Annotated in this window: 18 protein-coding genes and 1 pseudogene; 7 read left to right on the forward strand and 12 right to left on the reverse strand. The window is 65.3% G+C overall.

Features of this window, described 5'->3' with window-relative positions:
• The first annotated feature begins 3 nt into the window (after window positions 1-3).
• The 4 genes and pseudogenes from BCL79_RS20060 (at window position 4) to BCL79_RS04170 (ending at window position 6,385) form a co-directional block, all read left to right on the forward strand.
• On the forward strand, window positions 4-2,226 hold the full coding sequence (locus BCL79_RS20060) for a hypothetical protein (protein ID WP_147433856.1): 2,223 nt from the start codon (window positions 4-6) through the stop codon (window positions 2,224-2,226).
• Window positions 2,227-2,236: 10 nt separating this feature from the next.
• Window positions 2,237-2,472 (forward strand): annotated as a pseudogene (locus BCL79_RS04160) (urocanate hydratase); the annotation flags it as partial.
• A gap of 116 nt (window positions 2,473-2,588) precedes the next feature.
• Window positions 2,589-4,019 carry a serine hydrolase domain-containing protein gene (locus tag BCL79_RS04165; RefSeq protein WP_121037784.1) on the forward strand — a complete coding sequence of 477 codons (1,431 nt, stop codon included), beginning with the start codon at window positions 2,589-2,591 and terminating at the stop codon, window positions 4,017-4,019.
• Window positions 4,020-4,252: 233 nt separating this feature from the next.
• Window positions 4,253-6,385, forward strand: a complete 2,133-nt coding sequence (locus tag BCL79_RS04170) for a TonB-dependent receptor family protein (protein WP_121037787.1) — start codon at window positions 4,253-4,255, stop codon at window positions 6,383-6,385.
• A gap of 22 nt (window positions 6,386-6,407) precedes the next feature.
• Here BCL79_RS04170 and BCL79_RS04175 read toward each other — a convergent pair whose 3' ends face one another.
• From BCL79_RS04175 to BCL79_RS04185, 3 genes are read right to left on the reverse strand one after another with little or no spacing between them, the layout of a single operon-like run.
• Window positions 6,408-6,791 (reverse strand): hypothetical protein, encoded by a 384-nt coding sequence (locus tag BCL79_RS04175; RefSeq protein ID WP_121037791.1) that lies wholly within the window; start codon window positions 6,789-6,791, stop codon window positions 6,408-6,410.
• A 2-nt stretch (window positions 6,792-6,793) separates the two neighbouring features.
• On the reverse strand, window positions 6,794-7,579 hold the full coding sequence (locus tag BCL79_RS04180) for an SGNH/GDSL hydrolase family protein (protein WP_428999397.1): 786 nt from the start codon (window positions 7,577-7,579) through the stop codon (window positions 6,794-6,796).
• 34 nt (window positions 7,580-7,613) lie between these two features.
• Window positions 7,614-8,189, reverse strand: a complete 576-nt coding sequence (locus BCL79_RS04185) for a TetR/AcrR family transcriptional regulator (protein WP_121037794.1) — start codon at window positions 8,187-8,189, stop codon at window positions 7,614-7,616.
• Window positions 8,190-8,271: 82 nt separating this feature from the next.
• Here BCL79_RS04185 and BCL79_RS04190 point away from each other — a divergent pair, with 82 nt between their 5' ends.
• Complete coding sequence (locus BCL79_RS04190; protein ID WP_121037797.1) at window positions 8,272-8,811, forward strand: acyl-CoA thioesterase; 540 nt, start codon at window positions 8,272-8,274, stop codon at window positions 8,809-8,811.
• Window positions 8,812-8,843: 32 nt separating this feature from the next.
• Here BCL79_RS04190 and BCL79_RS04195 read toward each other — a convergent pair whose 3' ends face one another.
• From BCL79_RS04195 to BCL79_RS04215, 5 genes are all read right to left on the reverse strand, one after another.
• Complete coding sequence (locus BCL79_RS04195; RefSeq protein WP_121037800.1) at window positions 8,844-9,515, reverse strand: HAD family hydrolase; 672 nt, start codon at window positions 9,513-9,515, stop codon at window positions 8,844-8,846.
• A 14-nt stretch (window positions 9,516-9,529) separates the two neighbouring features.
• Window positions 9,530-9,862: a hypothetical protein gene (locus BCL79_RS04200; RefSeq protein WP_147433857.1), complete on the reverse strand. Its 333-nt coding sequence runs from the start codon at window positions 9,860-9,862 to the stop codon at window positions 9,530-9,532.
• A 48-nt stretch (window positions 9,863-9,910) separates the two neighbouring features.
• On the reverse strand, window positions 9,911-12,208 hold the full coding sequence (locus BCL79_RS04205; protein WP_183073671.1) for a patatin-like phospholipase family protein: 2,298 nt from the start codon (window positions 12,206-12,208) through the stop codon (window positions 9,911-9,913).
• Between the two features lie 102 nt (window positions 12,209-12,310).
• Window positions 12,311-12,757 (reverse strand): hypothetical protein, encoded by a 447-nt coding sequence (locus BCL79_RS04210; RefSeq protein WP_121037809.1) that lies wholly within the window; start codon window positions 12,755-12,757, stop codon window positions 12,311-12,313.
• 136 nt (window positions 12,758-12,893) lie between these two features.
• The gene (locus BCL79_RS04215; RefSeq protein ID WP_121037812.1) at window positions 12,894-15,365 is read right to left on the reverse strand and encodes a S9 family peptidase; all 2,472 of its coding nucleotides are present in this window, start codon (window positions 15,363-15,365) and stop codon (window positions 12,894-12,896) included.
• Window positions 15,366-15,573: 208 nt separating this feature from the next.
• Between BCL79_RS04215 and BCL79_RS04220 the strand changes: the two genes are divergently transcribed.
• Together BCL79_RS04220 and BCL79_RS04225 are read left to right on the forward strand one after the other, a co-directional pair.
• On the forward strand, window positions 15,574-16,350 hold the full coding sequence (locus BCL79_RS04220; protein WP_121037814.1) for a HipA family kinase: 777 nt from the start codon (window positions 15,574-15,576) through the stop codon (window positions 16,348-16,350).
• Window positions 16,328-16,720 (forward strand): DUF3037 domain-containing protein, encoded by a 393-nt coding sequence (locus BCL79_RS04225; protein WP_121037817.1) that lies wholly within the window; start codon window positions 16,328-16,330, stop codon window positions 16,718-16,720. Before BCL79_RS04220 ends, BCL79_RS04225 begins: the two co-directional genes overlap by 23 nt.
• A 15-nt stretch (window positions 16,721-16,735) precedes the next feature.
• Here BCL79_RS04225 and BCL79_RS04230 read toward each other — a convergent pair whose 3' ends face one another.
• The 4 genes from BCL79_RS04230 to BCL79_RS04245 all read right to left on the reverse strand — a co-directional run bounded on the left by BCL79_RS04230 (window position 16,736) and on the right by BCL79_RS04245 (window position 24,230).
• Window positions 16,736-19,228 carry a membrane-bound PQQ-dependent dehydrogenase, glucose/quinate/shikimate family gene (locus BCL79_RS04230; RefSeq protein ID WP_121037820.1) on the reverse strand — a complete coding sequence of 831 codons (2,493 nt, stop codon included), beginning with the start codon at window positions 19,226-19,228 and terminating at the stop codon, window positions 16,736-16,738.
• A 202-nt stretch (window positions 19,229-19,430) separates the two neighbouring features.
• Window positions 19,431-22,130 (reverse strand): DNA gyrase subunit A, encoded by a 2,700-nt coding sequence (gene gyrA, locus BCL79_RS04235; protein WP_121037823.1) that lies wholly within the window; start codon window positions 22,128-22,130, stop codon window positions 19,431-19,433.
• Between the two features lie 272 nt (window positions 22,131-22,402).
• The gene (gene mtnA / locus BCL79_RS04240; RefSeq protein ID WP_121037826.1) at window positions 22,403-23,464 is read right to left on the reverse strand and encodes an S-methyl-5-thioribose-1-phosphate isomerase; all 1,062 of its coding nucleotides are present in this window, start codon (window positions 23,462-23,464) and stop codon (window positions 22,403-22,405) included.
• A 43-nt stretch (window positions 23,465-23,507) separates the two neighbouring features.
• Entirely contained in the window at window positions 23,508-24,230 is a 723-nt protein-coding gene (locus BCL79_RS04245; RefSeq protein WP_121037829.1) for a DUF3011 domain-containing protein, read from the reverse strand.
• Between the last annotated feature and the right edge of the window lie 8 nt (window positions 24,231-24,238).

The following is a 24,238-nucleotide window of genomic DNA, read 5'->3' on the forward strand; positions in this document are numbered from 1 at the left end:
CGCATGGACGCGCCAGCGGATTTCTACTACTTCTCCGTGCCAGCAAGTCACGGCGGCCATTACGCATTCGTCTTTAGCCCGAACGCCGGGCTTTTCTCGTTTCAACTGAATGCCATTTCCTTTGGCGCGTTCAACACCCCGGTTGCGCCTGACGCAATTGTCATAGTGGGGCCTGACTTAGACCCGACTACCACACTAGCGAAGCTCCGGGAATCGAATGCAGAGAGCGAAGCTGAAAGTGTCAAAGAGCGCCTTGCCAATCACACTCCACTGATTTACCTGGCCCTGAGTCCACTGAGCCTCGGGAAAGATGTTGCCGAGGTCGTGTTCCCGGAGTCGACGATGCCGCCGCATCTAGCTCAAACCATCAGGGACCGTTCATGGGTGCGTGACGGCCTTGCTCAAGTTTTCTCACCTGAGCTAGTCATCCACCGCGCGCCACCCGGCCACGCATTTCTCAAGCCTTCTGGCGAGTCTTCGACGACCTTCCTGAAACCTGAATTTGCACTAAGCACTTCGCCGAGAGTGTCATTTGTTGCCTTTTCAATTCTCAAGAAGATTTTCGACGGAAATCAGGAGTACGCGCGAGTCTTGACGGTTATTTACGTCGACACGATGGCTATTTCTCCAGTTGCATTTGCTCTGCGAGAGCTCCTCCAGATGGGAGGATCAGAACAGACGATTCGCATAAGCAGCTTTCATTCATATGATGGCATGGAGAACATCTCCAACCCTATGCCAATGAGCTCGCTCTGTCTGATTTCTGCGTCATCATCAATGTCTCTTCAGGACAGATGGTTGAGGGACAAAGGAGTTTCACCTAGCGAGGTCATCACACTGGTCACCCAGACTTCCGCAAGGAACCCGGACCGCGCACTTTTCGCACTAGATATTGGAAGATCAGGAGATTCTGAGGGGCCGCAAGAACTCTGCATCAAGATCTATGGCGAGAGCTTCATTCCAGCACTCGAAACCCCGAAAAAGGTGCTACTCAGGTATGAGGCGCACAGGATAGATGTCGGCGAGGTGTTTGGTCTTCGCGATGAACAAGTATTTGATGTCTACACGCCAGACCGCATTTCGTCCGGCATGCAAAGGACGGTCAATGTCAATGGTCAAAATTTGATCAAGGCGGCCGACTTTACTAAGTGGGTGAAGCGAACGCTCCCACAGCTTCTGAGAGCTAACTGCCGCCATATCATTCATCAGAATGATCCATCATCCGCAGCGTTTGCCGACGAGCTCGCCGCGCAATGCGATCAGTTGTCAGGATTGCGGCCCATCTGCATTCCCGCCCACCTTGTCAGAAAAGAAAACATCGAGAAGACCTCCGCTATATTGATTTGCGCTGCGGTTGTTGGGAGAGGGTCAGACTTACTTCAAGTTAGCAGAGCGTTACGGGATTTACATGATGGACCAAGACTTTACATGGTCGGATTTCAGGTGACTGACACTCGAGAAGAGATCGCAACACTTCGGAACAATCTGAGATTCCGCGAGCCGTATCACTATGATTACGCAATGTATGCATCAATCGCTACGGGATCACAGCTATGGCATTCATTTAAGAAAGAGGTGGATCTCTATAGGTCCACAGAGCTATGCGATGCCGCGCCGCCAGGCGAACTGTCCACTCGAATCCAAGAGCTCGGAACCTCGTCATACACAGGCAAGCGAGCCCTGATGCCGTTTGGCAATTTGGCGGATACAAGCATGAAACTGCGTACAGGATTTGCATTCTGGCATCCAAAAAAGTATGAGCCGAAGGCCTATCATGCAGAGGTGATAGTGACTATCGCCGGAATTCTTCAGCGCGCCCGAGAGGATAAAAGGATATCGGAGGACAACAGACTTTCGTCCCCAACATTCCGCCATATCCTTTTGGATCCGGAGAACTTCGCTCGTTACAACGACGGAGTCATCCAGGGCGCCATACTCCGATGCGCTTATCCATCTGAGCTTGACTATCGTAGCGACTATTCTTCTAGCGACTTCATCGCGCAGCTTATCGTTCGACTCATTTCGAGGATGAATACGGAGCATGGAGAAGCCGCACTGGAATTCCTTGTAGCCCTATCAATTGGTCGCTTGAAGCTCCATTCCGACCATTTACATAAAACTATCGCGTCGATTGATTCGGCACCTGTCGAGAAGATGACGCGCAGGTTCATGCACTTGTTGATCGAGGCTCCCAAGACCGATCCCGCTGGCGAGGTTGAGTTCTGACGATAGTTAGAGCGCAAGCGGGGCCATATGGGCCTCGCTGCACCAGGGCGGCGTCGGCATGGGCTTCTCGCAGCATTCGGGATGGTCATCGTCTGCGACGGCACCGAAGCGGCGGCCAAGCGCATCGCGCGCATGCCGTGGAACGACCCGGCCACGGGTGTGATGCGGCGTGCGGATGCGGGGTATGAGATCGCGGTGGACTGCGCGAAGGACAAGGGGCTGGATCTGCCTGGGATTCTGGGCTGATATGGGTGGGCCCCGGCCGACGATAGGGGCCTTTCACGACCGGGGGTGACTTCCGCCGCATTGACCGGGGTGCCAGCGGTTCCTACTGTGCGGGCTCACCCACGCGGATGCCCGCAATGCATCGTTTCGCCTTTGTCGCGGTCCTGCTGCTCGCGGTATCGACGCCGTCCGGCACCGTGCGCGCCGCGGAGTTAGACGCCCGGATCACCCGGCAACTCCACACAAACGCAGCTCGCTATGGCATCGCCGGCCAGGCAGTGCTGATACGGCACAACGGCACGCTGCTTGCGCAGGCCGTCGCCGGAGAGGCCGACCTCACCACGCACCAACCGGTGATACCCGAGACGGTGTTCAACACTTACTCCCTGGCCAAACTGCTGGTCAGCGCTCTGGTCATGCAACGGGTGGAGGCCGGCAGGGTCGAGCTGGATGCACCGGCCAGCCGCTATCTTCCCGATCTGCCCGAGGCCTGGCAGGTGATCACCGTAAGGCAGTTCCTCAACCATGCGTCCGGTGTTCCCGAGTATTTCCAGTATCGGGAAGGTGAGGTGATCACCTCGCAGGGCAACCGGTTCCCGGCCACGGCAGCGGAGGTGTTCAAGGCACTCACCGGCACGCCACTGCAGTTCACGCCGGGCACTGCCAATCGGTATACGCAGACAAACTATCTGGTCCTCACCGCGCTGCTGGAAGCGCAGTACCAGCAGCCCTATGCGCAGATCGTCCAAGACCGCGTGCTGAGTCCGCTGTCGATGACGCACACCTCGCTGGGCCCGGCAACGGATGTGTCGCACGACAATGCCATCGCCTACATCGGCAAACAAGGCGCCCTGCAGCGCGAAGACGACATCTCCTGGCCATCCTATGCCTACGGGCATGCCGCACTGCATACCACCGTCGGTGATCTGGACCGCTTCCTGCTGGCCCTGACCCGCGGTGAGCTGGTGAGTCGTGCCACGCTGCAGCAGCTGTGGCAGCCACAGCTGCTGAGCAACGGACGACGCAGCGGCTTCTCCACGGGTTGGGAATTCGAAGAAAGCGGCGAGTACCGCTTGGTGGGGCATGACGGTGGCACGCGGGTACGTGCACGGATTGCCTTCCTGGACGACTTGGGCGGGGATACCTACAGCTTCCTCTACCTCACCAACGGCAGTGCGAAGAATGTGTGGTCGCGCACGCTGGTGGACAGCACCATGGCAGTGGTGGCCCCGATGCAGTTCCCTGGCGAGGCCCTGTCGGAAAGGCTGATCACCTACGCACTGGAGCCCCAGACGGTCGCACGCACAACCGCGTTGAACCAGTGGCTCATCACTACCGGGCGCAGTGGTCAGCCGATGCTGGAGCAGGACATCAACCGCGTTGGCTACGCGGTGGCCGAGAACCTGGGCCACGCCACCGCCGTGCACATCTTCACCCTCAACACCACGCTGTTCCCACGCTCGCCCAATGCCTGGGACAGCTTGGCGGAGACCTACTCCGCGATGGGGGACACGAAGCAGGCCAAACAGCTGTACGCCAAGTCGAAAGCCCTGGCAGCGGCCCGGTAGTGCCGGCCGCTGGCCGGCAACCACGCAATCATGGTTCTCACGCGACGGGATCGCGTAGATCCTGGCGAGCCGGCCAGCGGCCGGCACTACGGACATCCCGCCGTCGGCGTTCGTCACCCATACGCCCCACAAGGGTGACGAACTCGCAACATCCTGTTAACTTGCGCGCCCCACATGAAGTTGACAGGGTGCCACGGCGACGTGGGCGCTGTCCGCACTGATACCGCGCACGAATGACTGCCCTCCCGAATCGCTCCATCGCCCCTGCCCCATCCCTGCTCGCCGCTGCCTTGCTGGCCAGCCTTGCCGCCACCGACATCGCCCATGCCGCGCCCGCCGGTCAGGCGGTCACCCTGGATGCGGTGAACGTCACCGCCGCCGACGCCACCGAGGCGGCGCGCCGCGCGCTCGACCGGGTCCCCGGTGCAGGCAACGTGGTGGATCTGGCGCAGGTCGGCCAGGGCCGCATCGCCGGCACGGCCGATGTACTCGCCTACCAGCCCGGCATCAGCGCGCAGAGCGCCGGCAATGAAGGCGTCAAGGTCTCCATCCGCGGCTCGGGCCTCAACCGCGCGCCGGGTGCGCATGCCTCCGGCCTGTCGGTCTCGCTGGATGGTCTGCCGCTGACCGGCCCGGGTGGCACGCCTTACGAGCTGCTGGAGCCGCTGTGGCTGAGCCGCGTCGAGGTCCTGCGCGGCGCCAACGGGTTCGAGCGCGGCGCGCTGGCCTTGGGCGGTGCGGTCAACTACATCACCCGCAGTGGCCGCGATACGCCCGGGCTGGAGCTGCACTACGAAGCTGGCGCACGCGGCTACCAGAAGCGCGGGATCAGCCTGGGTGGCGTGCGGGACGCGGTCGATTACTTCATCGCCTACACCGACAGCGAGTACGACGGCTATCAGCAGCACGCTGCCGGCAAGGGCAAGGGTGCGGTGGCCAACCTAGGCTGGCAGCTCACGCCGGATCTGGAGACGCGCTTCTTCCTGCGCTACCGCGAGACCGATCACGAAACCCCGGGGCGCCTGACCCGCGCGCAGATCCGCAACGATCCCCGCGCCGCCAACCCGGCCAACGTGGCCATCGATGCGCGCCGCCCGCAGCCGGGCAGCACCTGGGTGGGCAACACCACTACCTACACGATCGATGAAGATTCGTCGCTGCAGGCCGGCCTCGTCTATCACAAGTACCCGATGGACTTGAACGAGAGCCTGTACCGCCAGCAGCTGGAGTACGCCAACCTCAACGGCACGCTGGACTACCGCCGCCGGCACGCGCTGTTCGGGCATGACAGCGTGACCACGATCGGCCTGCGCGTCACCCACGATCTGGATGCCAACGTGCGCGAGACCCTGCGCTTTGCCAGCAACGGCTACGCCGCCGGCACGCACACCCGCGACGTTGAGCATTACGGCACCGACAGCGTGCTGCACATCGGCAATGATCTGGCGCTGAGCGACACGCTGCGCCTGCAGACCGGCATGGCGTTGATCCACACCCGGCGCGATGTGCAGGTCACCTGGCCGGCGACGGCGGAGAAACTGTCCGAGCGCCAGTGGGATTACGCGCCGCGGCTGGGTTTCACTTGGCAGCAGACGCCGCAGACGCAGTGGTTCGGCAACCTGAGCCGCTCGGTGGAACCTGCGCATCCGTGGTCGATGATCTGGGGCTCGAACAAGTATTTCGCCGCCGGCAACGGTGCCTCCACGGGCCGCCAGCGCGCGCCGGTGAACCTGGACAACCAGACCGCGACCACGCTGGAACTCGGCGCACGCGGCGACAGCGCACTCGGCCGCTGGGAGCTGACCAGCTATTACGCTTGCCTCAACCACGAACTGCTCACCGTGGAAGTGCAGCCGGTGCCGAACCTGTTCATCGCCGAATCCAACGCCAGCCCGACCGTGCACCGCGGCATCGAAGCTGGTCTGGACAGTGCGCTGTGGCAAGGCGTCGGCGGGCGGCTGTCGTTGCGCCAGGCTTACACCTTCAGCGACTTCCGCTACCGCGATGATGCGCGCTTCGGCAGCAATCGCCTGCCCGGCCTGCCGCGCCACTACTACCAGGCCGAACTGCGCTACGACCACCCGGCCGGCTTCTACGCCGGGCTGAACACCGAGTACGCGTCGAAAATGTTCGTCGACTATGCCAACAGCATGGCCGCTGATAGTCACGTCATCTTCGGCACCCGCATCGGTTACGACGCCCCCGGTGGCCGCTGGCAGGCCTGGGCGGAGCTGCGCAATCTCACCGACCGCCACTACGCCGCCACGGTCACGCCGGGCTACGACGACGCGGGCAAGGATGTCGCGCGCTCGACGCCCGGTGATGGGCGTGGTGTGTACGCCGGGGTGCGTTGGCGCTTCGATTGAGCGCTGCGGACGGCGCGGTGCCTCACACCACCGCGCCGATCTGGAACATCGGCATATACAGCCCGAACACAGTCACCAGCGCACCGCCCAGCATCGCCAGCACGCCCAGCACGGCCGCCAGATGGGGGCGATACAGGCCGCCCGGGCCGCGAAACCACTGCAGCACCACCAGCACCGGCGCGATCCAGGCCCAGCCATACCCGTGGATCAGCGCGCGCGTGAGCCACGGCAGCGCCACGCCGAAACTGGTGAACACCTCCTGGAACTGCGGCACCACAAAGAACCCGATGGCGGTCATCACGATCGCGGTCAAGCCACTGCTCAGCACACCCACCGCCAGCAGGCCGTAGCCGCGCGAGGCAGGCGGGAGCGAGGCTCGTACCGCCACCGAGTAGGGATTGTTCATCGTCAACGCGCCTGCGCCCGCGCGATCGCCGCTTCGGCCAACGGTACCATCCGCGCATAACCTGCCGGCGTGGGATGCACGCCATCGGCGGCCAGTTGCGGGTCGAGGCCGCCGTCTTTGTTGGTCATGGCGGTGTGGTAATCCAGATAGACCAGCCCCTGCTGCTCCGCATACGCACGCAATGCCCGGTTGAGCGCCGTCACCTTGCCCGCAGGCTGCACGCCGGGTTGCCACGGGTAGTCGCTGACCGGCAGGACAGACGCCAGCACGATGCGGATGTTGTGCGCCTGCGCCAGTTCCACCATCGCGTGCAGATTGTCTTCGATCATCGCCTGCGTGGTCGGCCCGGTGTTGCCCGCGATGTCGTTGGTGCCGGCGAGGATGACCACCACCGCCGGCTTCAGGGCGATGACATCCTGCTGGAAGCGCAGCAGCATCTGCGCCGTGGTCTGCCCGGAGATGCCGCGGTTGACGTAGGGCTTGCCCGGGAAGAAACGCTCACTGCCGGTTGGCCCCCAGCCTTCGGTGATCGAGTCACCGTAGAACACCACGCGCTTGGTCCCCGGCGCGACGGGTGCCAATGCGGCGTTCTCGCCGCGGTAGCGCTGAAGCTGCGGCCAGTCCAGCAGGCGCTGCTGCATCTCTGTGACCTGCGCGGGCGTCGCCTGGTCGGCAGGCACCCGATACAGCGGATGGGTCGCAGGCGATTCCTGCGCGTGCGCACTCGGATGCAGGGCGCACGCGGCAAGCGTCGCGGCAAACACGGCGGAACGGATCAAGGCGGTCAAAGCGCGGCACTCCGGTTGCGGCAGGCCGACAGTCTCAGCGATCGGCGACCAGGGAAACAAGCTGCGCTGCGACGCGATCGAACGGGCCGATGTCACGCGTGGCCCGGCTCATCGCCACCGCGCCTTCGATGCTGGCGATGATCATGGTGGCAATGCCATTGGCCTGCTCGGGCGAGCGACCACCGCGGCTCAGCGCTTCGGTCAGCCGGGCTTCCCAGCGCGCGAATACCTCGGCCGCGGCCCGCCGTGCATCGTCGGGGGCATCGTCGATCGGCTCTTCGACCGCCGCCGCGAGCACCGGGCAGCCCACGTGGAAATCCGAACGGATCAAGCGCTCGCGCCACGCGGCCAGGAACAGGTGCAGCCCCTCGGGGGCCGCTCCCTGCAGGCAGGTATCGAGCAGCGCATCCACCTTGGCACCCGCCAATGTCGTGGCTTCGGCCAGCACCTGCTGCTTGCCGCCCGGGAAGTGGTGATACGTAGAACCGAACGGCGCCTGCGCGCGCCTGGCGACCTCGCGGACGCTGGAGGCATTGAGTCCGTAGGTGGCCAGCATTTCCGCGGCTGCAGCCACAACGCGCTGCGGTGCATCGGAATGACGTGCGCTCATGGGCCGGACTCCTTGCTAAGACGAGTGTCATAGATTAGCGTATTTGAATTATGACGACTGTTATAGATGAGCACCCACGCCCATGAATCTCTGGTTCCGCCTGCTGTTCCTGCTGCTGTCCTCGCCGTTCCGAGCCAAACTCACCGCCCCGCTGGCCGTGTCGCGACTGAGCTTCCGGGTGCTGCCCAACGACATCGACAGCAACCTGCACATGACCAACGGCCGCTATTGGACGATCTTCGACCTGGGCCGGCTCGATCTGGTATTCCGCATGGGCCTGGGCCGGGTGGCATGGCGCTCGAAGTGGGCCCCGATCGTCAGTGGCGGCAGCATCCAGTTCCGGCGCGAGCTCAAGCCGTTCCAGCGCTTCGTGCTGGAGACGCGGCTGGCCGGCTGGGTCGGCACGCGCATCATCATGGAGCAGCGGGTGCTGATCGGCGACGAGGAAAAGGTCGCCACGCGTGCCCTGCTGATCACCGGCATCTACGACCGCCGGCATCGCCGGTTCGTCTCCACCGATCAGATGATGGAGGCCATCGGCGCGCCCATCGTGCCTTCGCCGGAACTGAGCACGGCCGCGCAGGCGTTGCTTGCGGCGGAAGTGGCGATGAAAGAGGACTGAGGCTCGCGCTGGTCGCGCAGTGACAGGAGCGCTCAGGCGTCGCGCCAGGGAAGGATCTGCGCCTTGGTCATCATTGTCTGTTCGATCAGGCGCAGGCACTCCTCCCCCGGGCTGACCAGATACCACTGCGCGCTGTTGCGCAACAGCGGCAGATCGGCGCAGTGGTCGGTGTAGGCGACGCGCCACGGCGGCGGATAACCGCGCTCGGCCAGCATCGGAATCTTGTTCTCACCCAGGCAATGCCGCTCGCTGACCCACCCTCCCAGGCAGGGGCGCAGGGTGGAGGCGACCAATGGGACGTCCTGCAGACCCTCGCGTTCGAGCAGCGCCTGCGCCAGCGGCTCCCAACACCCCGTGGCGATGACCACCTGGTCGCCCTGCGCGAGATGGTCGCGCAGCCGTTCCACGCCCTGCGTCAGGAACACCGGCTCCGGTCCGCCAAACACCTCGTCGGCATGCGCGACCGCAAGCGCAGCCAGTGCCTCACCGCTACGTCCGAACGTGGCCATCCAGACCGCGAAGCGGACGGGCAGCCGCCGCGTGTGCGGCAGCGCCCAAAGCGGAACCAGCACCGGCAGCGCCAGCACCACACCGGCGATCCGCCACGGCTGGCGTCGCAGCAGCGTTTTGAAGAACCGGCTTGCGGTCTCCCATCCGGTCAGCGTCAAGTCGAAATCGAACACCACTACGTGAGGTCTGGACATCCGTGTCACTCCATTCAGAAGACGCCCTGCACCAGCAGTTTGTCGTCATCGGTCGGTGTGAGCACCAACCCGTAAGCCTCGTTTCTGCGATGGAAGCCTGCCGAGCAGATCGCGTCCCAGCCCTGCCCGCAATCCACCTCCGGATGCGCGGCAAAGACGGGCGTGCCCTCGTTGTCGGGCGCGGATGCGAGCCATCCGGCCTTGATGAGCAGCGCCTTGGCCTGCGCGTATGGCATGCCGACGGTGATGCCGATCTGCGTCCACGCTGCGGGCAGCGACGGTGCATCAGCGGCATGCACGTGGCCGGCAGACAGCAGGAGCACCACGGCCAGGAACATCGATTTCATCGGCATCACACCAACAACATGGCTGCACAGGATAAAGCGCAGAACCCATCAGAACCCATCCAGCGTCCGCAGCAGTGAGCCAAAGGTCAGATAGAACGAAGTGTGCCCACCCTGCGCGCGGCCGTAGCCGAGGAACACCGGTCCCAGGAACGTATCGGCACCGACGAACAGGCTGCCTGCGGTCTGCATGCCATCCAGGCTGACATCCTCGCGGCGCTGCCAGAATCCGCCCCACTCCACACTGCCGCCGACATACAACGGGATGGTCAGCAGCGAATCCGCGTGCGCGACGCGGCGGTAGTACACCACTCTCGCCAGCGCGGTCTGTGGCGCGAAGATGGATTCTTCCGGATAGCCGGACAGATTTCCCAACCCACCCAGGAAACCGTAGGTGGCCAGCAGATCATCGCCACCGTGTGCGGAGGAGGCGCGCAGGCCCCCCAGCCAGCGGTTGTGACCGTGCGCCCATGCCCCATCCCACTGCACCCGCGTGACCGCCGCCGAATTGTCGGCGCCCAGTGCATCGAGATAGTGCTGGCGCGTGAGCGACAGGCGCTGGCCGCGACTCGGGAAAGCCGAACTGTCGATCGAATCGTGCCGAAGCTGCCAACCGAGGCTGCCCATGTCCGCGCGGTAATTGCCCAGCTCGGTCGGGTTGCCGACGTCCAGGCGCAGGCGCTCACGGCCACGCTCGCCGAACAGCGCGATTTCCCAATCCGGATGTGGCGAATATGCCCAGCGTAGCCCGCCCAGCCACTGGCTGTAGCGGAACTCGGCGAGTGCGCCGCCGCGCATCAGGGCCAGGTCCAGATCGGTGGCGCGGTACTTGGCATAGGTGGACAGCGCATGCCGGCCACTGCTGCCGAACGGCCGGTAGTACTCGGCGAAGGCCTCTTCGACTTCGCCCAGCCCCACGCGCAGTTTCAGCTCCGCGCCCTGCTCGCTGAGGCCGGTACGGGTCAGCTCGGTGATGAGCTGGTAGTTGCTGCTGCCGTCGAAATCATCGGACAGGCGCAGCGCGAAATGCAGGAAATCCGGACCCCAACGTTTGTCCTGCGGTGCAAGCACCAGGCCCTGTTGCCCGTCGCGCTCTTCCAGCCGCCACTGCACCTGCTGGTAGCGGCCTTCGCCGTAGGCCGTGGCCACGTTCTGCTCCACGCGGTCCGGCGCCAGCGGCTGGCCGACCTCCGGCTTCAGGCGCTGCTCGATATAGCGCGCGGTACGTGTCTTATCGCGCAGCACATCGATGAAGGCCACGATCGGCGCTTCATATGCCGGCGGCCGATGCTGGCGCTGGAAGGCGGCGTAGCGGGTGTGATCCACCTGGAAGCGACGAACTGCCGCGACCTCGGCCTGCGTGGCCTGCTCACCGACGCCGACCGCCTGTGGTGAGCGGTTGAAATCCTGGCTGCCCATATCCCCCAGCGGTGGTGTGATCAGCAGATCCTGGGGGCCGAGCGTGGCCAGCTGCGCCAGTACTTCGCGCTGCATCAGCACGCTGGCCATCTGGTGGCTGATCGCCAAGGGTGAATCCAGCTGCGCTTCGGTCATCAGCGGCGAGCCGACCCGCGACACGATCAGCCGCTGCGCGCCCAGCCGCCGCGCTTCATCGATCGGCACGTTGTCGACCACCCCACCATCGACCAGCAGATGGTCCTCATAGCGCACCGGCGCGAACACGCCCGGCACCGACATGCTCGCGCGGATGGCCAAGGCCAGATCGCCCTGTGCGAACACCACCTTCTCGCCGCTGACGATATCGGTGGCGATGGCCCGGAACGGAATCGGCAGATGATCGAAGTCGCGCACCTGCCAGGTCGGCAGCAGCAGGCGGCGCAGCAGCATCTCCAGCTTCTGGCCCTGGATCAGCCCCTGCGGGAACGCGATCTTGCCGTTGCTCAGGCCTACTTCGACGCCGCCGAGCAGGCGCAGGTCATCTTCCTTGCGGCGCATGCTGCGCTCATCGCGTGGCGGTTTGTCGCGCAGCACCTCGGTCCAGTCGATCCGGTCCAGCACCGCCTCGATCTCGTCGGCCGTGTAGCCGGAGGCATACAAGCCGCCGACCACCGCGCCCATCGAGGTGCCGACGATGCAGTCGATCGGTACGCGCTCGCGCTCGAGCACCTTGAGCACGCCGATATGGGCCGCGCCGCGGGCACCGCCACCGCCAAGGACCAGGCAGGTGCGGGGGCGGTCGGGATCCCGCGTTGCGGAATCAACGGGCGCGGTAGCGGTCTGCGCCACCGCCATGAGCGGGGCGCACGCCAGCGCTGCCAGGACGAACAGCCAGCGGCTGCACCGACGCCGCGTGGCGGTACCGGTGGGTTGTAATGGAGTCTGCTGCATTCGATCCCTCATTCCCCGGTACCCGGCATCCCCTTGAAGCGCACTTTGCCTGCCGGGCCGGGCGAGGTCCACCCGTCGCGCGTCGGTCCGCTGTCCGCCATCTCAACGGCCGATGGGAAGAAAGCCCACCAGTGCCACGACCAGACAGACCAGGCCGCCAGCCAGCGGCAGATAGGTGGCCCATACCGGCGCCCCTTGGCCGATCGCGAAGGCGACGAACGCTTCCCGTATGCTTCGACCGGTCAGGAACGGAATGACGACCAGTGCCAGCAGGGGCAACAGCGACGCGAGCCCGAAGCCGAGCAATGCCGGCCGGTGATCGTTGCTGGCGAATCCGCCCAGCAGGTACAGGGCCAAGCCACTGAACAACCCCACGAAGAGCAGGATGTTGGCGGCCCGGATCGTGGTGCGGTGACGGCGCCGCAGCGCGGCCCGGGACCAGCCACGGTAGTGCGTCTGCAGTCCCCTCGCCCAGTACGCGACGAGCCATGTGGCGATGATGCCGCCGACGACACCGCTGCCCGCCGGTCCCCAAGACTGGATATCCATGCCTGCATCCTTGTGGTCTGATCCGAGTGTAATTCCATCCCCCGCCCAGGAATGCAGAACGGCCGCCCATTGAGGGCGGCCGTGGGTCTGATGCGAAGCGCAGCCGACTGACCAGCGGCGCTACCGGTGTCTCGCCTCAGTGCTTGGCCGGCGGCGCATTCTTCACATAGGTGTCGAACCAGGTGAGCATTTCCGACACCAGCTGCTCATTGGATTCCAGTGCGGTGTACCAGTGCGGTTCGTGCGGCAGCATCACCAGGCGGGTGGTGCCGCCATTGCCGCGAATCGCCTGGAACAGCTTGCGCGACTGGAACGGCTCGGTGCCCGGATTGGCATCATCCTCGCCGTGGACCAGCAGCAGCGGCAGCTTGATCTTGTCGGCGTAGAAGAACGGCGAGGCCTTCAGGTACACGTCCTGTGCCTGCCACACCGAGCGACGCTCGTTCTGGAAGCCGAACGGGGTGAACGTCTTGTTGTACGAACCACTGGTGGCGACCCCGGCCTTGAACAGGTCGGTATGCGCGATCAGGTTGGCGGTCATCAGACCCCCGTGGCTGTGCCCGGTGACACCGATCCGGTTGCGGTCGACCACGCCCAGCTCCACGGCCTTGTCCACTGCGGCCTTCGCATCGGCTTCAAGCTGTTCCAGATACGTGTTGTAGGCGGTTTTCGGGTCGCCGACGATCGGGAACGAGGCGTTGTCGATGATCGCGTAGCCGGCCAGCAGCATCAGCCGGTACGGCGCCAGGCGGGTGAAGGTCTGCTGCGAACCGGACACCTGCCCCGCCTGCGCCGCGTTGGCAAAGTCGGCCGGGTACGCGTAGAGAATCGCTGGGACGCGCTGGCCTTCCTTGTAACCCGGCGGCGTGTACAGGGTGAACGACAGGTCCACGCCATCGGCGCGCTTGTAGGTCACCAGGCGCTTCTTGATCTGACGCACTTCGGGGGTCGGGTCCACCAGGTGGGTCAGTGCGTCCGGCTTCGACGCGAACTGCGCTTCGCCCGGCGTGGCGGCGGCGACCCGCTCGCCCAACAGGCGCACGAACGCATTCGGCGCATCGGTCACCGACTGGTGCCACGTGAGGAGGTGGCCAGGCATCGCGCTGAAGCCGATGAACTGCTCATAGGCATCGGCATCGCTGCGGAACAGGCGCTCGGTTTTCAGGCTGCCGAGGTTGAGTGCATCCAGGAAGGGACGATCCCCCTGCGGCGAAGCACCCTGCCCGCGCAGGAACACGCTGTTGCCTTCCTGGCGCACCACGTAGGCGCCGTTGGGCAGGCGCTGGTAAACGAAATTGCCCGGGTCCTCGTACAACTCATCGCTGGAAAGATCCCACAGCAGGCGACCTTCCTGCTTCGGCTTGTCCACGTTGACGATGCGGGTCTGGCGCCAATGCCGGTTCTCGTCGTTCTCATCAAGGAAGGCAACGTCCGGCTGCGCGGTCCAGGCAAGGCCTTCGAAGCGCTGCGCGGTGCGGGCGATCTCCGTCGGCTTGGCGGTGAACGGAGCCTTGAGCATCAGCACGCGGTCGCGATGCGGGACGGTGACTTTCCAGTCGCCCTTGTCCAGCGCCTCGGCGTAGACCAGTGTGGCTGGATCGGTGGCGCGCCAATCGAAATCGCGTGGGCCTTCCGGCACGCCGTGTACCGGTACGCGGTCGGCCAGCGGCAGGCTGGCAATCGGCGTGCTGCGGCCGCTGGCGAGATCCAGCACCGCCACGTCATTGGCGAAACGCTGGTAGGTCACCGCGTGCGAGAACGGTGCCTTGAGCGTGCTGGTGAGCACATGCACGCCATCCGGTGCGGCCCCGACGCTGTCCAGCAACGCCGGGGCACCCACGGTGCGCACGGTGTTGGAGGTGGTATCCACGACCGCCAGCTGCGACTGGCCGTAGTACGCGAACATCGCCTCGTCGTGGGCACTGGTCAGCGTATCGCGGGCTTCGTAGGTGCTGCTTTCGCCGGCCGTGCCCAGCGACTCCTGGATGTCCGGGCCGATCGCACCGTCCGCAGACGGTGCCGGGCCCTGCGTGGCAGGCACCAGCTTGACCAGCAACTGCTGGCTGCCACCGAGCCACTGCACGGTGCTGCCGAAGATCGGGTTGAGCGCCACGTTGGGCACCTGGCGGACCTGGCCGGTGACCGCATCGCCGACCCACAGCTGCACGCTGTCATCGACCACATTCTGGAACGCGAAGCGCTGGCCGTCGGCCGACCACTGCGCCATGCCGGCACACCCGTTGGGCAGCGCCACCTTGGTAGAGCGGCCGCTGAGGGTCTCCACCACGGTGAAGTCACCGACGCACGGTGGAATGCCGTAACCACCCGGGGTGTCGTGGCGGCTGCGGTTCTTCGGCTCCAGGCGCACACCGGCCAGCTTCAGGTACGGCTGGGCGACGCGGGTGATCGAGGGATAGGTCTGCGTGGTGGTCAGCAGCAGGCGCTGGCCGGTCGGGTCGACGCTGGGTATCGGCGGCGGCGGTGCCTTGAGCACCTTGAGCAGGCGCTCCGGTGGTGTGGCGTAGCCACTGGCATGGGCGGGCATCGTGCCCAGCGTGGCGAAGGCTGTCACGGTGAACGCCGTGGACCAGAACGTACGAGCAAGCATGCGTGTCCCCTTGGATATGGTGGGAGCCGGCGCGGCAGGGTCGTCGGTCGGCACGTCTCGAATCTAGCACTGCCGTCCTTCCCGAGGATGGGCCAGAAGAAATGGCCGGCGGCTTTTCACCTGATCCGGCAAAGCCTGCCGCAGGCGGCCATCGAGACCGGTATCGCGGTGCGGTACCCTTGTCGTTCCATTGCTTCCGGGTGCCGCTGTGCGAACCGTGCACGCCCTTCGTTATGTCACCCCGCTGCGCGAAGGCGGCTCCCTGCCCGCCGTGGTCGAGACCGACGACGACGGCATGGTGGTGCTCAAATTCCGCGGCGCTGGCCAAGGGCCGAAGGCCCTGATCGCCGAGCTGATCGCCGGCGAGATCGCGCGGACGCTGGGCCTGCCGATCCCCGAGATCGTGTTCGTCGAGCTCGACCGCGAGTTCGCGCGGACCGAGCCGGACCCGGAGATCCAGGACCTGATCCGCGCCAGCGAAGGCCTGAACCTGGGCAGTGATTACCTGCCCGGCGCGATCAACTACGACCCGGCCGCGATGCAGCCCGATGCGGAACTCGCCTCGAAGATCGTGTGGTTCGATGCGTTCACCAGCAACGTGGACCGCACCGCGCGCAATCCCAACCTGATGGTGTGGCATCGCAAGCTGTACCTGATCGACCATGGTGCAGCAATGTACTTCCATCACGATTGGGCCAGTGCGGGCGAGGCCTGCAAGAAGCCCTTCGTGCTGATCCGCGATCATGTACTGCTGCCCTTCGCCACGCAGATTGCCGAGGTCGATGCCGGTCTTGCGGTGATGCTGCCCGATGCGGAGATCGAACGCATCGTCGGCCTGGTGCCGGACAGCTGGCTGGTGGATGAACCCGTGTTCGACAGCCCGGCCGCCTACCGCCAGGCCTATGTCGATTACCTGCAACACCGCCTTCGCGTTCGCGCGGCCTTTGTACAGGAGGCCGTCCGTGCCCACACTGCACACGTATGACTATGCGGTGATCCGCGTGGTGCCCCGCGTGGAACGCGAAGAGTTCATCAACGTCGGGGTCATCGTGTCCTGCCCGGGCGCCAAGCACCTGGAAGCGGCGATCGAACTGGATCTGGACCGGCTGCGCGCCTTCGCGCCCGCCCTGGATATTGAAGGGCTGCAGCCGTGGCTGGATGCCATCGTGGCAATCTGCCGCGGCGATGCGAACGCAGGCCCCATCGCGCAGTTGCCGGCGCGTGCACGTTTCCATTTCTTGACCGCCAAACGCAGCTCGGTGGTGCAGATGTCGAGCACGCATGTGGGCCGCACGGCGAATCCAGCCGGTGTAGTGGAGCATCTGATGCGTAAGATGGTGCGGGTACCGGCGTAGCGCCGGGGGCTCTCCTCACCCTTTGGGCAGCGCGTAAGCGATCACGTAATCGCCAGCCGGGGTTTCCATGAAGTGGTGGCCACCGGCCATGATGACCACATACTGGCGCCCGCCAAATTCATAGATCATCGGGTTGGCCTGCCCACCGGCCGGCAGTTTGGTGTGCCAGAGTTCCTTGCCGGTCTTCAGGTCGATCGCGCGCAGCAGATCGTCGGTCGCGGCCGCAATGAAGATCAGTCCGCTGGCGGTGACCACCGAGCCACCGTTGTTCGGCGTGCCGATCTCGATCGGCAGGCCGGAGCGGATGCCGAACGGGCCATTGCCACGGGCGCTGCCGAACGGGCGGTCCCACAGGGTCTTGCCGGTACGCAGGTCGACCGCGCGGATGCCACCGTACGGCGGCTCCTTGCACAGCAGCTTGGTGAACGGCAGGCGCCAGCCAGCGTTGACGTCGATGGCGTACGGCGTGCCCACCTGCGGATCGCCTGCGCCTTCGGCACCGCCCTTGTCGGCGGTGATCTCCTCGCGCGGCACCCAACCCAGCTTGTCCGCCTTTTCGCGCGGCACCAGCCGGTTGTAGTTGGGCATGTCGTTGTAGTTGGCCACGATCACGCCGCGGCGCGGATCCACGGCCACGCTGCCCCAGTCCGAGCCACCGTTGTAGCCGGGATATTCGATGGAGTGACGGTCCGCGGTCGGCGGGGTGTAGAAACCTTCGTAGCTGGCCTCGCGGAACTGGATGCGGCACACCAGCTGATCGATCGGGGTCATGCCCCACATGTCGCGCTCGGTGAGGTCCGGCTTGCGCAGCGTGTGATACAGCGAGAACAGCTGGGTCGGGGAACGCTGCTCCGGCTCGACGCCGCCGGTGGGCACTTTGCGCTCTTCGGCCGGGGTCAGCAGCTTGCCGGTGCGGCGGTCGAGGATGTACATGTCGCCCTGCTTGGTCGGCAGCAGCAGCGCCGGGACTTTGCCGGCGGCGGTCGGGTAGTCGATCAGGGTCGCCTGCGAACCCATGTCGTAATCCCAGACGTCCTTGCGCACGGCCTGGAAGTGCCAGGCCGGCTTGCCGGTGTTGACGTCGATGGCGACCAGCGACGTGGCGTATCTGTTTTCGTTCTCGGTGCGCGAGCCACTCCAGTAATCGCCGGCCGAGTTGCCCATCGGCAGGTAGACCAGGCCGAGTTCGTCGTCACCGGTCGCGGTGGTCCACATGTTCGGGGTGCCGCGGGTATAGGTCTCGCCGGCCGGCGGTGCGCCGTTGCGTTCCGGGCGGACCATATCCCACGCCCAGCGCAGCTTGCCGGTCACGGCATCGTAGGCCTGGATCACGCCCGAGGGGGCGTCGCGGCGCTGGCCATCCAGCACCTGGTGGCCGGTCACGATCACGCCCTGCACGATCGCCGGCGGCGAGGTGATGGAGACATAGCCGGCGGGGCTGTCGCCCATGCCAACGGTGATGTCCACCTGACCGTTGTTGCCGAAGCCTGTGCACAGCTTGCCGGTGGCGGCATCGACCGCGATCAGGCGGCCATCCAGGGTGCCTTCAATGATGCGGGCGGCACAGGCGCCGCGCGGCACCTGGGTCAGCACCGGCACGCCACTGGGGACGGCAAGATCGGCGGCGACATCGTTCAGCGCGGTGTCCTGCGCGGTGGCCGGCACTTCGTAATAGGAGACGCCACGGCAGGCCGCGGTGTACGGAATGGACGTGTCCTTGATCTTCGGGTCGTAGCGCCAGCGCTCGGTGCCATCGGCCGCGTTGAGCGCGACCAGCTGATTGCGCGCGGTGCACAGGTAGAGGCTGTCGCCGACTTTCAGCGGCGTGGTTTCCGCGCCCCAGCGCTTCTCCGGCAGATCACCGGTGCGGAACAACCAGGCCTGCTCCAGCTTGGCCACGTTATCCGGGGTGATCTGCTGCAGCGGCGAGAAGCGCGTGGCGGCATTGTTGCGACCATAGGCGGCCCAGTCGCCATCCACCGGGCGGTCGGCCGGCTGCAGGGGCGCATCGGCGGTCGGTGCCAGGCCGGTGCTGGTCATCGGTTCGGGGAACGCGCCCTCGGCGGCTGTAACGCCGTGCGGCACGAAGGCCAGGGTGAAGGCGGCGACGAACACGAGCGCGAGCACGCCGGCGATGCTACGCGAGACCTTGCGTGAGACCGGGCGATCCAGCGTGGGCAACAGCAGCGACAGCACGAAGCCGATGGCCACGATCAGGCCCAGGCGCGGTACCCAGCGCCAGTAATTGCTGCCTGACTCCCACCATGTCCACAGCAGCGTGCCGACGAACACCAGCGCAAACCACAGCGCGCCGCTGTAACGGCCCCGCCACAGCTGTACGCCAGAGATCAACAGGCCGACACCGGCCAGCACGTAGTACCAGGAACCACCGAGGCTGGCGAGCCAAGCGCCCCCTGCGGTGAATACAACCCCCAGCAACAGAATGACAATGGCCAGCACAGCCACCAGCCAATGGCGGGTGCGGCGGGTCTGCGTCGTGGTGGACATCGGTCTCTCCTGAAGCGCGAAGATCGCCGACATTGCTGCCGGCCCCGCGGCTCTTATCCCACCGGGGTCGTGAACGTTGCGCGTTCTTTGCAGCGGTCGCCAACGTCGGCACAGCCGACGATGAAACCCGGCAAGCCCCTGCCCCACAACGAAAAACGCCGGCGTGTGCCGGCGTTCTCCGTATGACTCCCACTGGCAGGGCTTACGCCTCCGGGGGTGTCACTGCCGGGCTGGCCTCGATGGCTGCCGGTGTCTCTTCTTCCACACCCTCGTCCAGCGAGGCGTCCATGCGTTCAACCGCCTGGAGTTTCTCTTCCTTGGACAGACGGATCAGGGTCACGCCCTGCGTGTTGCGGCCGACGCGCGAGATTTCCGAACCACGGGTGCGCACCAGGGTGCCACCATCGGAAATCAGCAGCACTTCGTCGCGCGGCCCCATCAGCACCGCACGCACCAGCTTGCCGTTGCGCTCGGTGGTCTGGATGCCGATCACGCCCTGCGTGCCACGGCCCTTGCGTGGGTAATCCGGCAGCGGGGTGCGCTTGCCGTAGCCGTTCTCGGTCGCGGTCAGGATGTACAGCGCGTTGTCATCGTCAGCCCCGTTCTCGATCACGGCATCGCCGCTGTCGATCACGGTCTCGTCGACCTGGCTTTCATCCTCGTTCTCGTCTTCACTGCCGCCTGCACTCTCGGCCACGATCAGACTGACCACTTCCTCGCCCTTGGGCATCTTGATGCCGCGCACGCCGGTAGCGGTACGGCCCATCGAGCGGACCTTGTCCTCACCAAAGCGCACGGTCTTGCCGTTGGAGGCGAACAGCAGGATGTCGCGCTCACCGTCGGTCAGGCCGACGCCGACCAGCGCGTCACCCTCATCGAGGTTGATCGCGATCTTGCCGCGTGCCAGACGGAAGGCGAACTCGCTGAGCGGGGTCTTCTTGACGGTGCCGTTGCGGGTGGCGAAGAACACGAACTGGCCTTCGGCATACTCGCGGACCGGCAGCACGGCCTGCACCCGCTCACCGGCTTCCAGCGGAATCCAGTTGATGATCGGGCGGCCACGGGCGTTGGAACCGGCTTCCGGCAGCTGATGCACCGGCAGCCAGAATACCTTGCCCGCACTGGTGAAGGTCAGCAACGTATCGTGCGTGTTGACCAGCCACAGCTGTTCGATGAAATCCTCTTCCTTGGTCGACGCGGCGCTGCGGCCACGGCCACCGCGGCGCTGGGCCCGGTAGGCGCTGACCGGCTGGCGCTTGGCATAGCCGGCGTGCGACAGGGTGACCACCACGTCTTCCGGGGCGATCAGGTCGAGGATGTCCAGGTCTTCTTCGCTGTGGCGGATCTCGGTGCGGCGTTCGTCACCGAACTCGGTACGCACGTTGATCAGCTCTTCGCGGATTACCTGCAGCAGACGGTCGGGATCTTCCAGGATTTCGATCAGCCCGGCGATCACTTCCAGCAGCTGCTTGTACTCGTCGGTCAGGCGGTCCTGCTCCAGCCCGGTCAGGCGATGCAGGCGCATTTCCAGGATCTGGGTCGCCTGGATCTCGGTCAGCTGGTAGCCGCCCTCGAGCAGGCCCACACCCTTGGGCAGATCATCCGGACGCGACGCTTCGGCACCGGCGGCGCCCAGCATCGAGCCGACCAGGCCCGGCTCCCACAGGCGGGCGAGCATGCGTTCGCGCGCTTCGGTGGGGTTCGGCGAGGTCTTGATCAGTTCGATCATCTCGTCGATGTTGGCCAGCGCGACGGTCAGGCCTTCCAGCACGTGCGCACGGGCACGCGCCTTGCGCAGCTCGAACACGGTGCGGCGGGTGACCACTTCGCGGCGGTGACGCACGAAGGCCTCGAGCATCTGCTTGAGGTTCATCAACTGCGGGCGGCCATCCACCAGCGCCACCATGTTGATGCCGAACACCGACTCCATCTGGGTCTGCTGGTAGAGGTTGTTCAACACCACTTCCGCCGACTCGCCACGCTTGATCTCGATGAAGATGCGCATGCCGTCCTTGTCGGACTCATCGCGCAGTTCACTGATGCCTTCGAGCTTCTTTTCCTTGACCAGCTCGGCGATCTTCTCGATCAACCGGGCCTTGTTCACCTGGTACGGGATCTCGGTCACGATGATCGATTCGCGGCCGTTGTCAGCCACTTCGACCTCGGCCTTGGCGCGGATGCGCACACGGCCACGACCGGTCCGGTACCCGGCAACGATGCCGGCGGTGCCGTTGATGATGCCTGCGGTCGGGAAGTCCGGGCCCGGGATGAACTCCATCAGGCCGTCGACGTCGATCTCGGGATTGTCGATCAGCGCGATGCAGGCGTTGATCGATTCGGTCAGGTTGTGCGGCGGGATGTTGGTCGCCATGCCCACCGCGATACCGGCCGAACCATTGACCAGCAGGTTCGGGAACCGGGTCGGCATGACCGTCGGCTCCAGTTCCTTCTCGTCGTAGTTGGGCTGGAAATCGACCGTTTCCTTCTCGATGTCCGCCATCAGCTCATGGGTGAGCTTGGACATGCGGGCTTCGGTGTATCGCATCGCAGCGGCGGAGTCGCCGTCGACCGAGCCGAAGTTACCCTGGCCATCGACCAGCATGTAACGCAGCGAGAACGGCTGCGCCAGACGCACCAGCGTGTCGTACACCGACTGATCGCCATGCGGGTGGTACTTACCGATGACGTCACCGACGATACGCGCCGACTTGAAGTAAGGCTTGTTGGCGTGCGCGTTGAGTTCACTCATCGCGAACAGCACGCGGCGATGCACCGGCTTGAGGCCATCGCGCGCATCCGGGAGTGCGCGCCCCACGATCACGCTCATCGCGTAATCGAGGTAACTCTTGCGCATCTCGTCTTCCAGGTTGACCTGGATGATTTCCTTGGCGGTTTCTGCCATTCGGGTTCCGTTGTCTGGTAGCGGTCCAGTCCGTCACGACCGCCCTTTCGGGGCAGTTGCGCCGGAATCTCGATTAACCGTTGGATTCTACCACAGCAGGCCGTTCTCCGCCTGCTTTTACGGGGGTTTTACCGGCAAGAATCAGGAACTTACGAGGGCGTTGCCGGACGCTGGGGTGGGTACCGACCCATGCTCATCGGCGGTACCGACCAACGGTTGGCCGCTACCGGGCAGGCCACGACCCTTGGTCGTGGCGCGGGCCGCAGCAGGCCTCAGCCGAAGGCGGCCTGCATGTTGGCCACTGTCGGGCTCAGGATCACCCCGCGTTCGGTCACGATGGCATCGATCAGGCTGCCCGGGGTGACATCGAACACCGGGTTCCAGGCGGCGATGCCCTCGGCCACGGTGCGGGTGCCGCCCACGCCGTACAGCTCGCCCGGGTCGCGCTGCTCGATCTCGATCTGCTCGCCGTCGGCGGTGTCCATGTCCACTGTGGAGGACGGCGCCACCACCATGAACTTCACGCCGTGGTGGCGGGCGGCGATGGCCAGCTGGTAGGTGCCGATCTTGTTGGCGGTATCCCCGTTGGCGCAGATGCGGTCCGCACCCACGATGACCCACTGCACCGCACCGGTCTTCATCAGGTGCGAGGCCGCCGAATCGGCGATCAGGGTGGCGTCGATGCCGTCCTGCTGCAGCTCCCACACGGTCAGGCGCGCGCCCTGCAGCCACGGCCGGGTCTCACCGGCGAACACGCGGGCGATGCGGTGCTGGGCCATGCCGGCACGGATCACGCCCAACGCGGTACCGAAGCCGGCGGTGGCCAGCGAGCCGGTGTTGCAGTGGGTCAGCACGCCGCTGCCCGCCTCGATCAAGCAAGCGCCCAGCGCGCCCATGTGACGGTTGGCAGCCAGGTCCTCCTCGGCGATCGCCTGCGCCTCGGCAGCCAGCACCTGCTGCCAGTCGGCACCGGCCGGGGCCAGCGCGCGGCGCATCCGGGCCAGCGCCCAGGCCAGATTCACGGCGGTCGGGCGGGAGGCATTGAGGCGCTGCAGCGCCGGTTCCAGCTTCAGCAGCGCCTGGGCGCCATCATCGGCCTGCACCTCGTTGGCCGCCAGTACCACACCCCAGGCGGCCGCAATGCCGATGGCCGGCGCGCCGCGCACGGTCAGCGCGTGGATGGCCTCGGCGACTGCATCGCTGTCGCGGCACTCCACGTGCTCGACAATGAACGGCAGTTTGCGCTGGTCGAGCAGCTGCAGGCTCTCGCCGGTCCACAGGATCGGGCGGATATGGTCGTAACGGGCGTAATCGATATCGGTGGATGCGTTCATCGGCCCATTGTAGCGGCGCGCCGATGCGGGCGGAATCGCGTGCTCAGTTGACCGCGAACTCGGCGCGGCAGCCCTTGTCCACCCATACCCCGCGGCTGTCCCAGCCCCAACTGCTGCCCTGCTCGCAGGGCGTGCCGGAGAGCTGCTTGTTGAGCGTGGCACCGTGGGTGATCCCGGCGCCACAGAAGCGGCGCTGACGGGATTTGGATTCGCAGACGAGAATGCGTGGCACGTTGAGGAAGCCGCTGCCATCGGCGGCACCGACCTCGAACTCGCCCTGGCAACCGCGGGTCACCCAGATCTCGTTGCGGCGGTAGCCCCAGCTGTGACCTTCGCGACACGGCAGCGAGGTGAGCTGGCGAAGCAGGCGCACCGGCGCACCCTGCAACACCACCGGACAGCTCTGCGGGCGGCCATTGGATTCACAGCGCACGACGCGGCGCGTGCGACGCTCTCCATCGGCGCGGGTGGCGGCAACGGCCGTGCGCGCGCGGAACTCAGCGCGGCAGCCCAAGGTGACCCAGACGCCGGAGCGATCGGTGCCCCACTCCGAGCCACGCACACAACTGTTGTCGGACAGCTGGCGGATCAGATCCACGCCGCGCTCGGTGGGAATATCGCAGTGCACCCATCCCATATCGCGCGATTCGCAGCGCACCACTTCGCCGGCATAGCCGCCCGCCTGCGCGAGGGCCGTCTCCGGCATCAGCGCAGTCCACAGCAACACCGGCCACAAGGGCATGCCCGCGCCTACCAACAGCTTCATCAACTCGA

Source organism: Stenotrophomonas rhizophila, from assembly GCF_003651185.1.
Taxonomy (GTDB): Bacteria; Pseudomonadota; Gammaproteobacteria; order Xanthomonadales; family Xanthomonadaceae; genus Stenotrophomonas; species Stenotrophomonas maltophilia_Z.

What these genes read in the sequence shown, in the direction of transcription:
- BCL79_RS04170 (WP_121037787.1), top strand. Translation starts at nt 4,253, where the DNA reads ATGACTGCCCTCCCGAATCGCTCCATCGCCCCTGCCCCATCCCTGCTC.
- BCL79_RS04165 (WP_121037784.1), top strand. Translation starts at nt 2,589, where the DNA reads ATGCATCGTTTCGCCTTTGTCGCGGTCCTGCTGCTCGCGGTATCGACG.
- BCL79_RS20060 (WP_147433856.1), top strand. Translation starts at nt 4, where the DNA reads ATGGACGCGCCAGCGGATTTCTACTACTTCTCCGTGCCAGCAAGTCAC.
- gyrA (WP_121037823.1), bottom strand. Translation starts at nt 22,130, where the DNA reads ATGGCAGAAACCGCCAAGGAAATCATCCAGGTCAACCTGGAAGACGAG.
- BCL79_RS04190 (WP_121037797.1), top strand. Translation starts at nt 8,272, where the DNA reads ATGAATCTCTGGTTCCGCCTGCTGTTCCTGCTGCTGTCCTCGCCGTTC.
- BCL79_RS04195 (WP_121037800.1), bottom strand. Translation starts at nt 9,515, where the DNA reads ATGTCCAGACCTCACGTAGTGGTGTTCGATTTCGACTTGACGCTGACC.
- BCL79_RS04200 (WP_147433857.1), bottom strand. Translation starts at nt 9,862, where the DNA reads ATGAAATCGATGTTCCTGGCCGTGGTGCTCCTGCTGTCTGCCGGCCAC.
- BCL79_RS04185 (WP_121037794.1), bottom strand. Translation starts at nt 8,189, where the DNA reads ATGAGCGCACGTCATTCCGATGCACCGCAGCGCGTTGTGGCTGCAGCC.
- BCL79_RS04210 (WP_121037809.1), bottom strand. Translation starts at nt 12,757, where the DNA reads ATGGATATCCAGTCTTGGGGACCGGCGGGCAGCGGTGTCGTCGGCGGC.
- BCL79_RS04230 (WP_121037820.1), bottom strand. Translation starts at nt 19,228, where the DNA reads ATGTCCACCACGACGCAGACCCGCCGCACCCGCCATTGGCTGGTGGCT.
- mtnA (WP_121037826.1), bottom strand. Translation starts at nt 23,464, where the DNA reads ATGAACGCATCCACCGATATCGATTACGCCCGTTACGACCATATCCGC.
- BCL79_RS04175 (WP_121037791.1), bottom strand. Translation starts at nt 6,791, where the DNA reads ATGAACAATCCCTACTCGGTGGCGGTACGAGCCTCGCTCCCGCCTGCC.
- BCL79_RS04245 (WP_121037829.1), bottom strand. Translation starts at nt 24,230, where the DNA reads ATGAAGCTGTTGGTAGGCGCGGGCATGCCCTTGTGGCCGGTGTTGCTG.
- BCL79_RS04215 (WP_121037812.1), bottom strand. Translation starts at nt 15,365, where the DNA reads ATGCTTGCTCGTACGTTCTGGTCCACGGCGTTCACCGTGACAGCCTTC.
- BCL79_RS04205 (WP_183073671.1), bottom strand. Translation starts at nt 12,208, where the DNA reads ATGCAGCAGACTCCATTACAACCCACCGGTACCGCCACGCGGCGTCGG.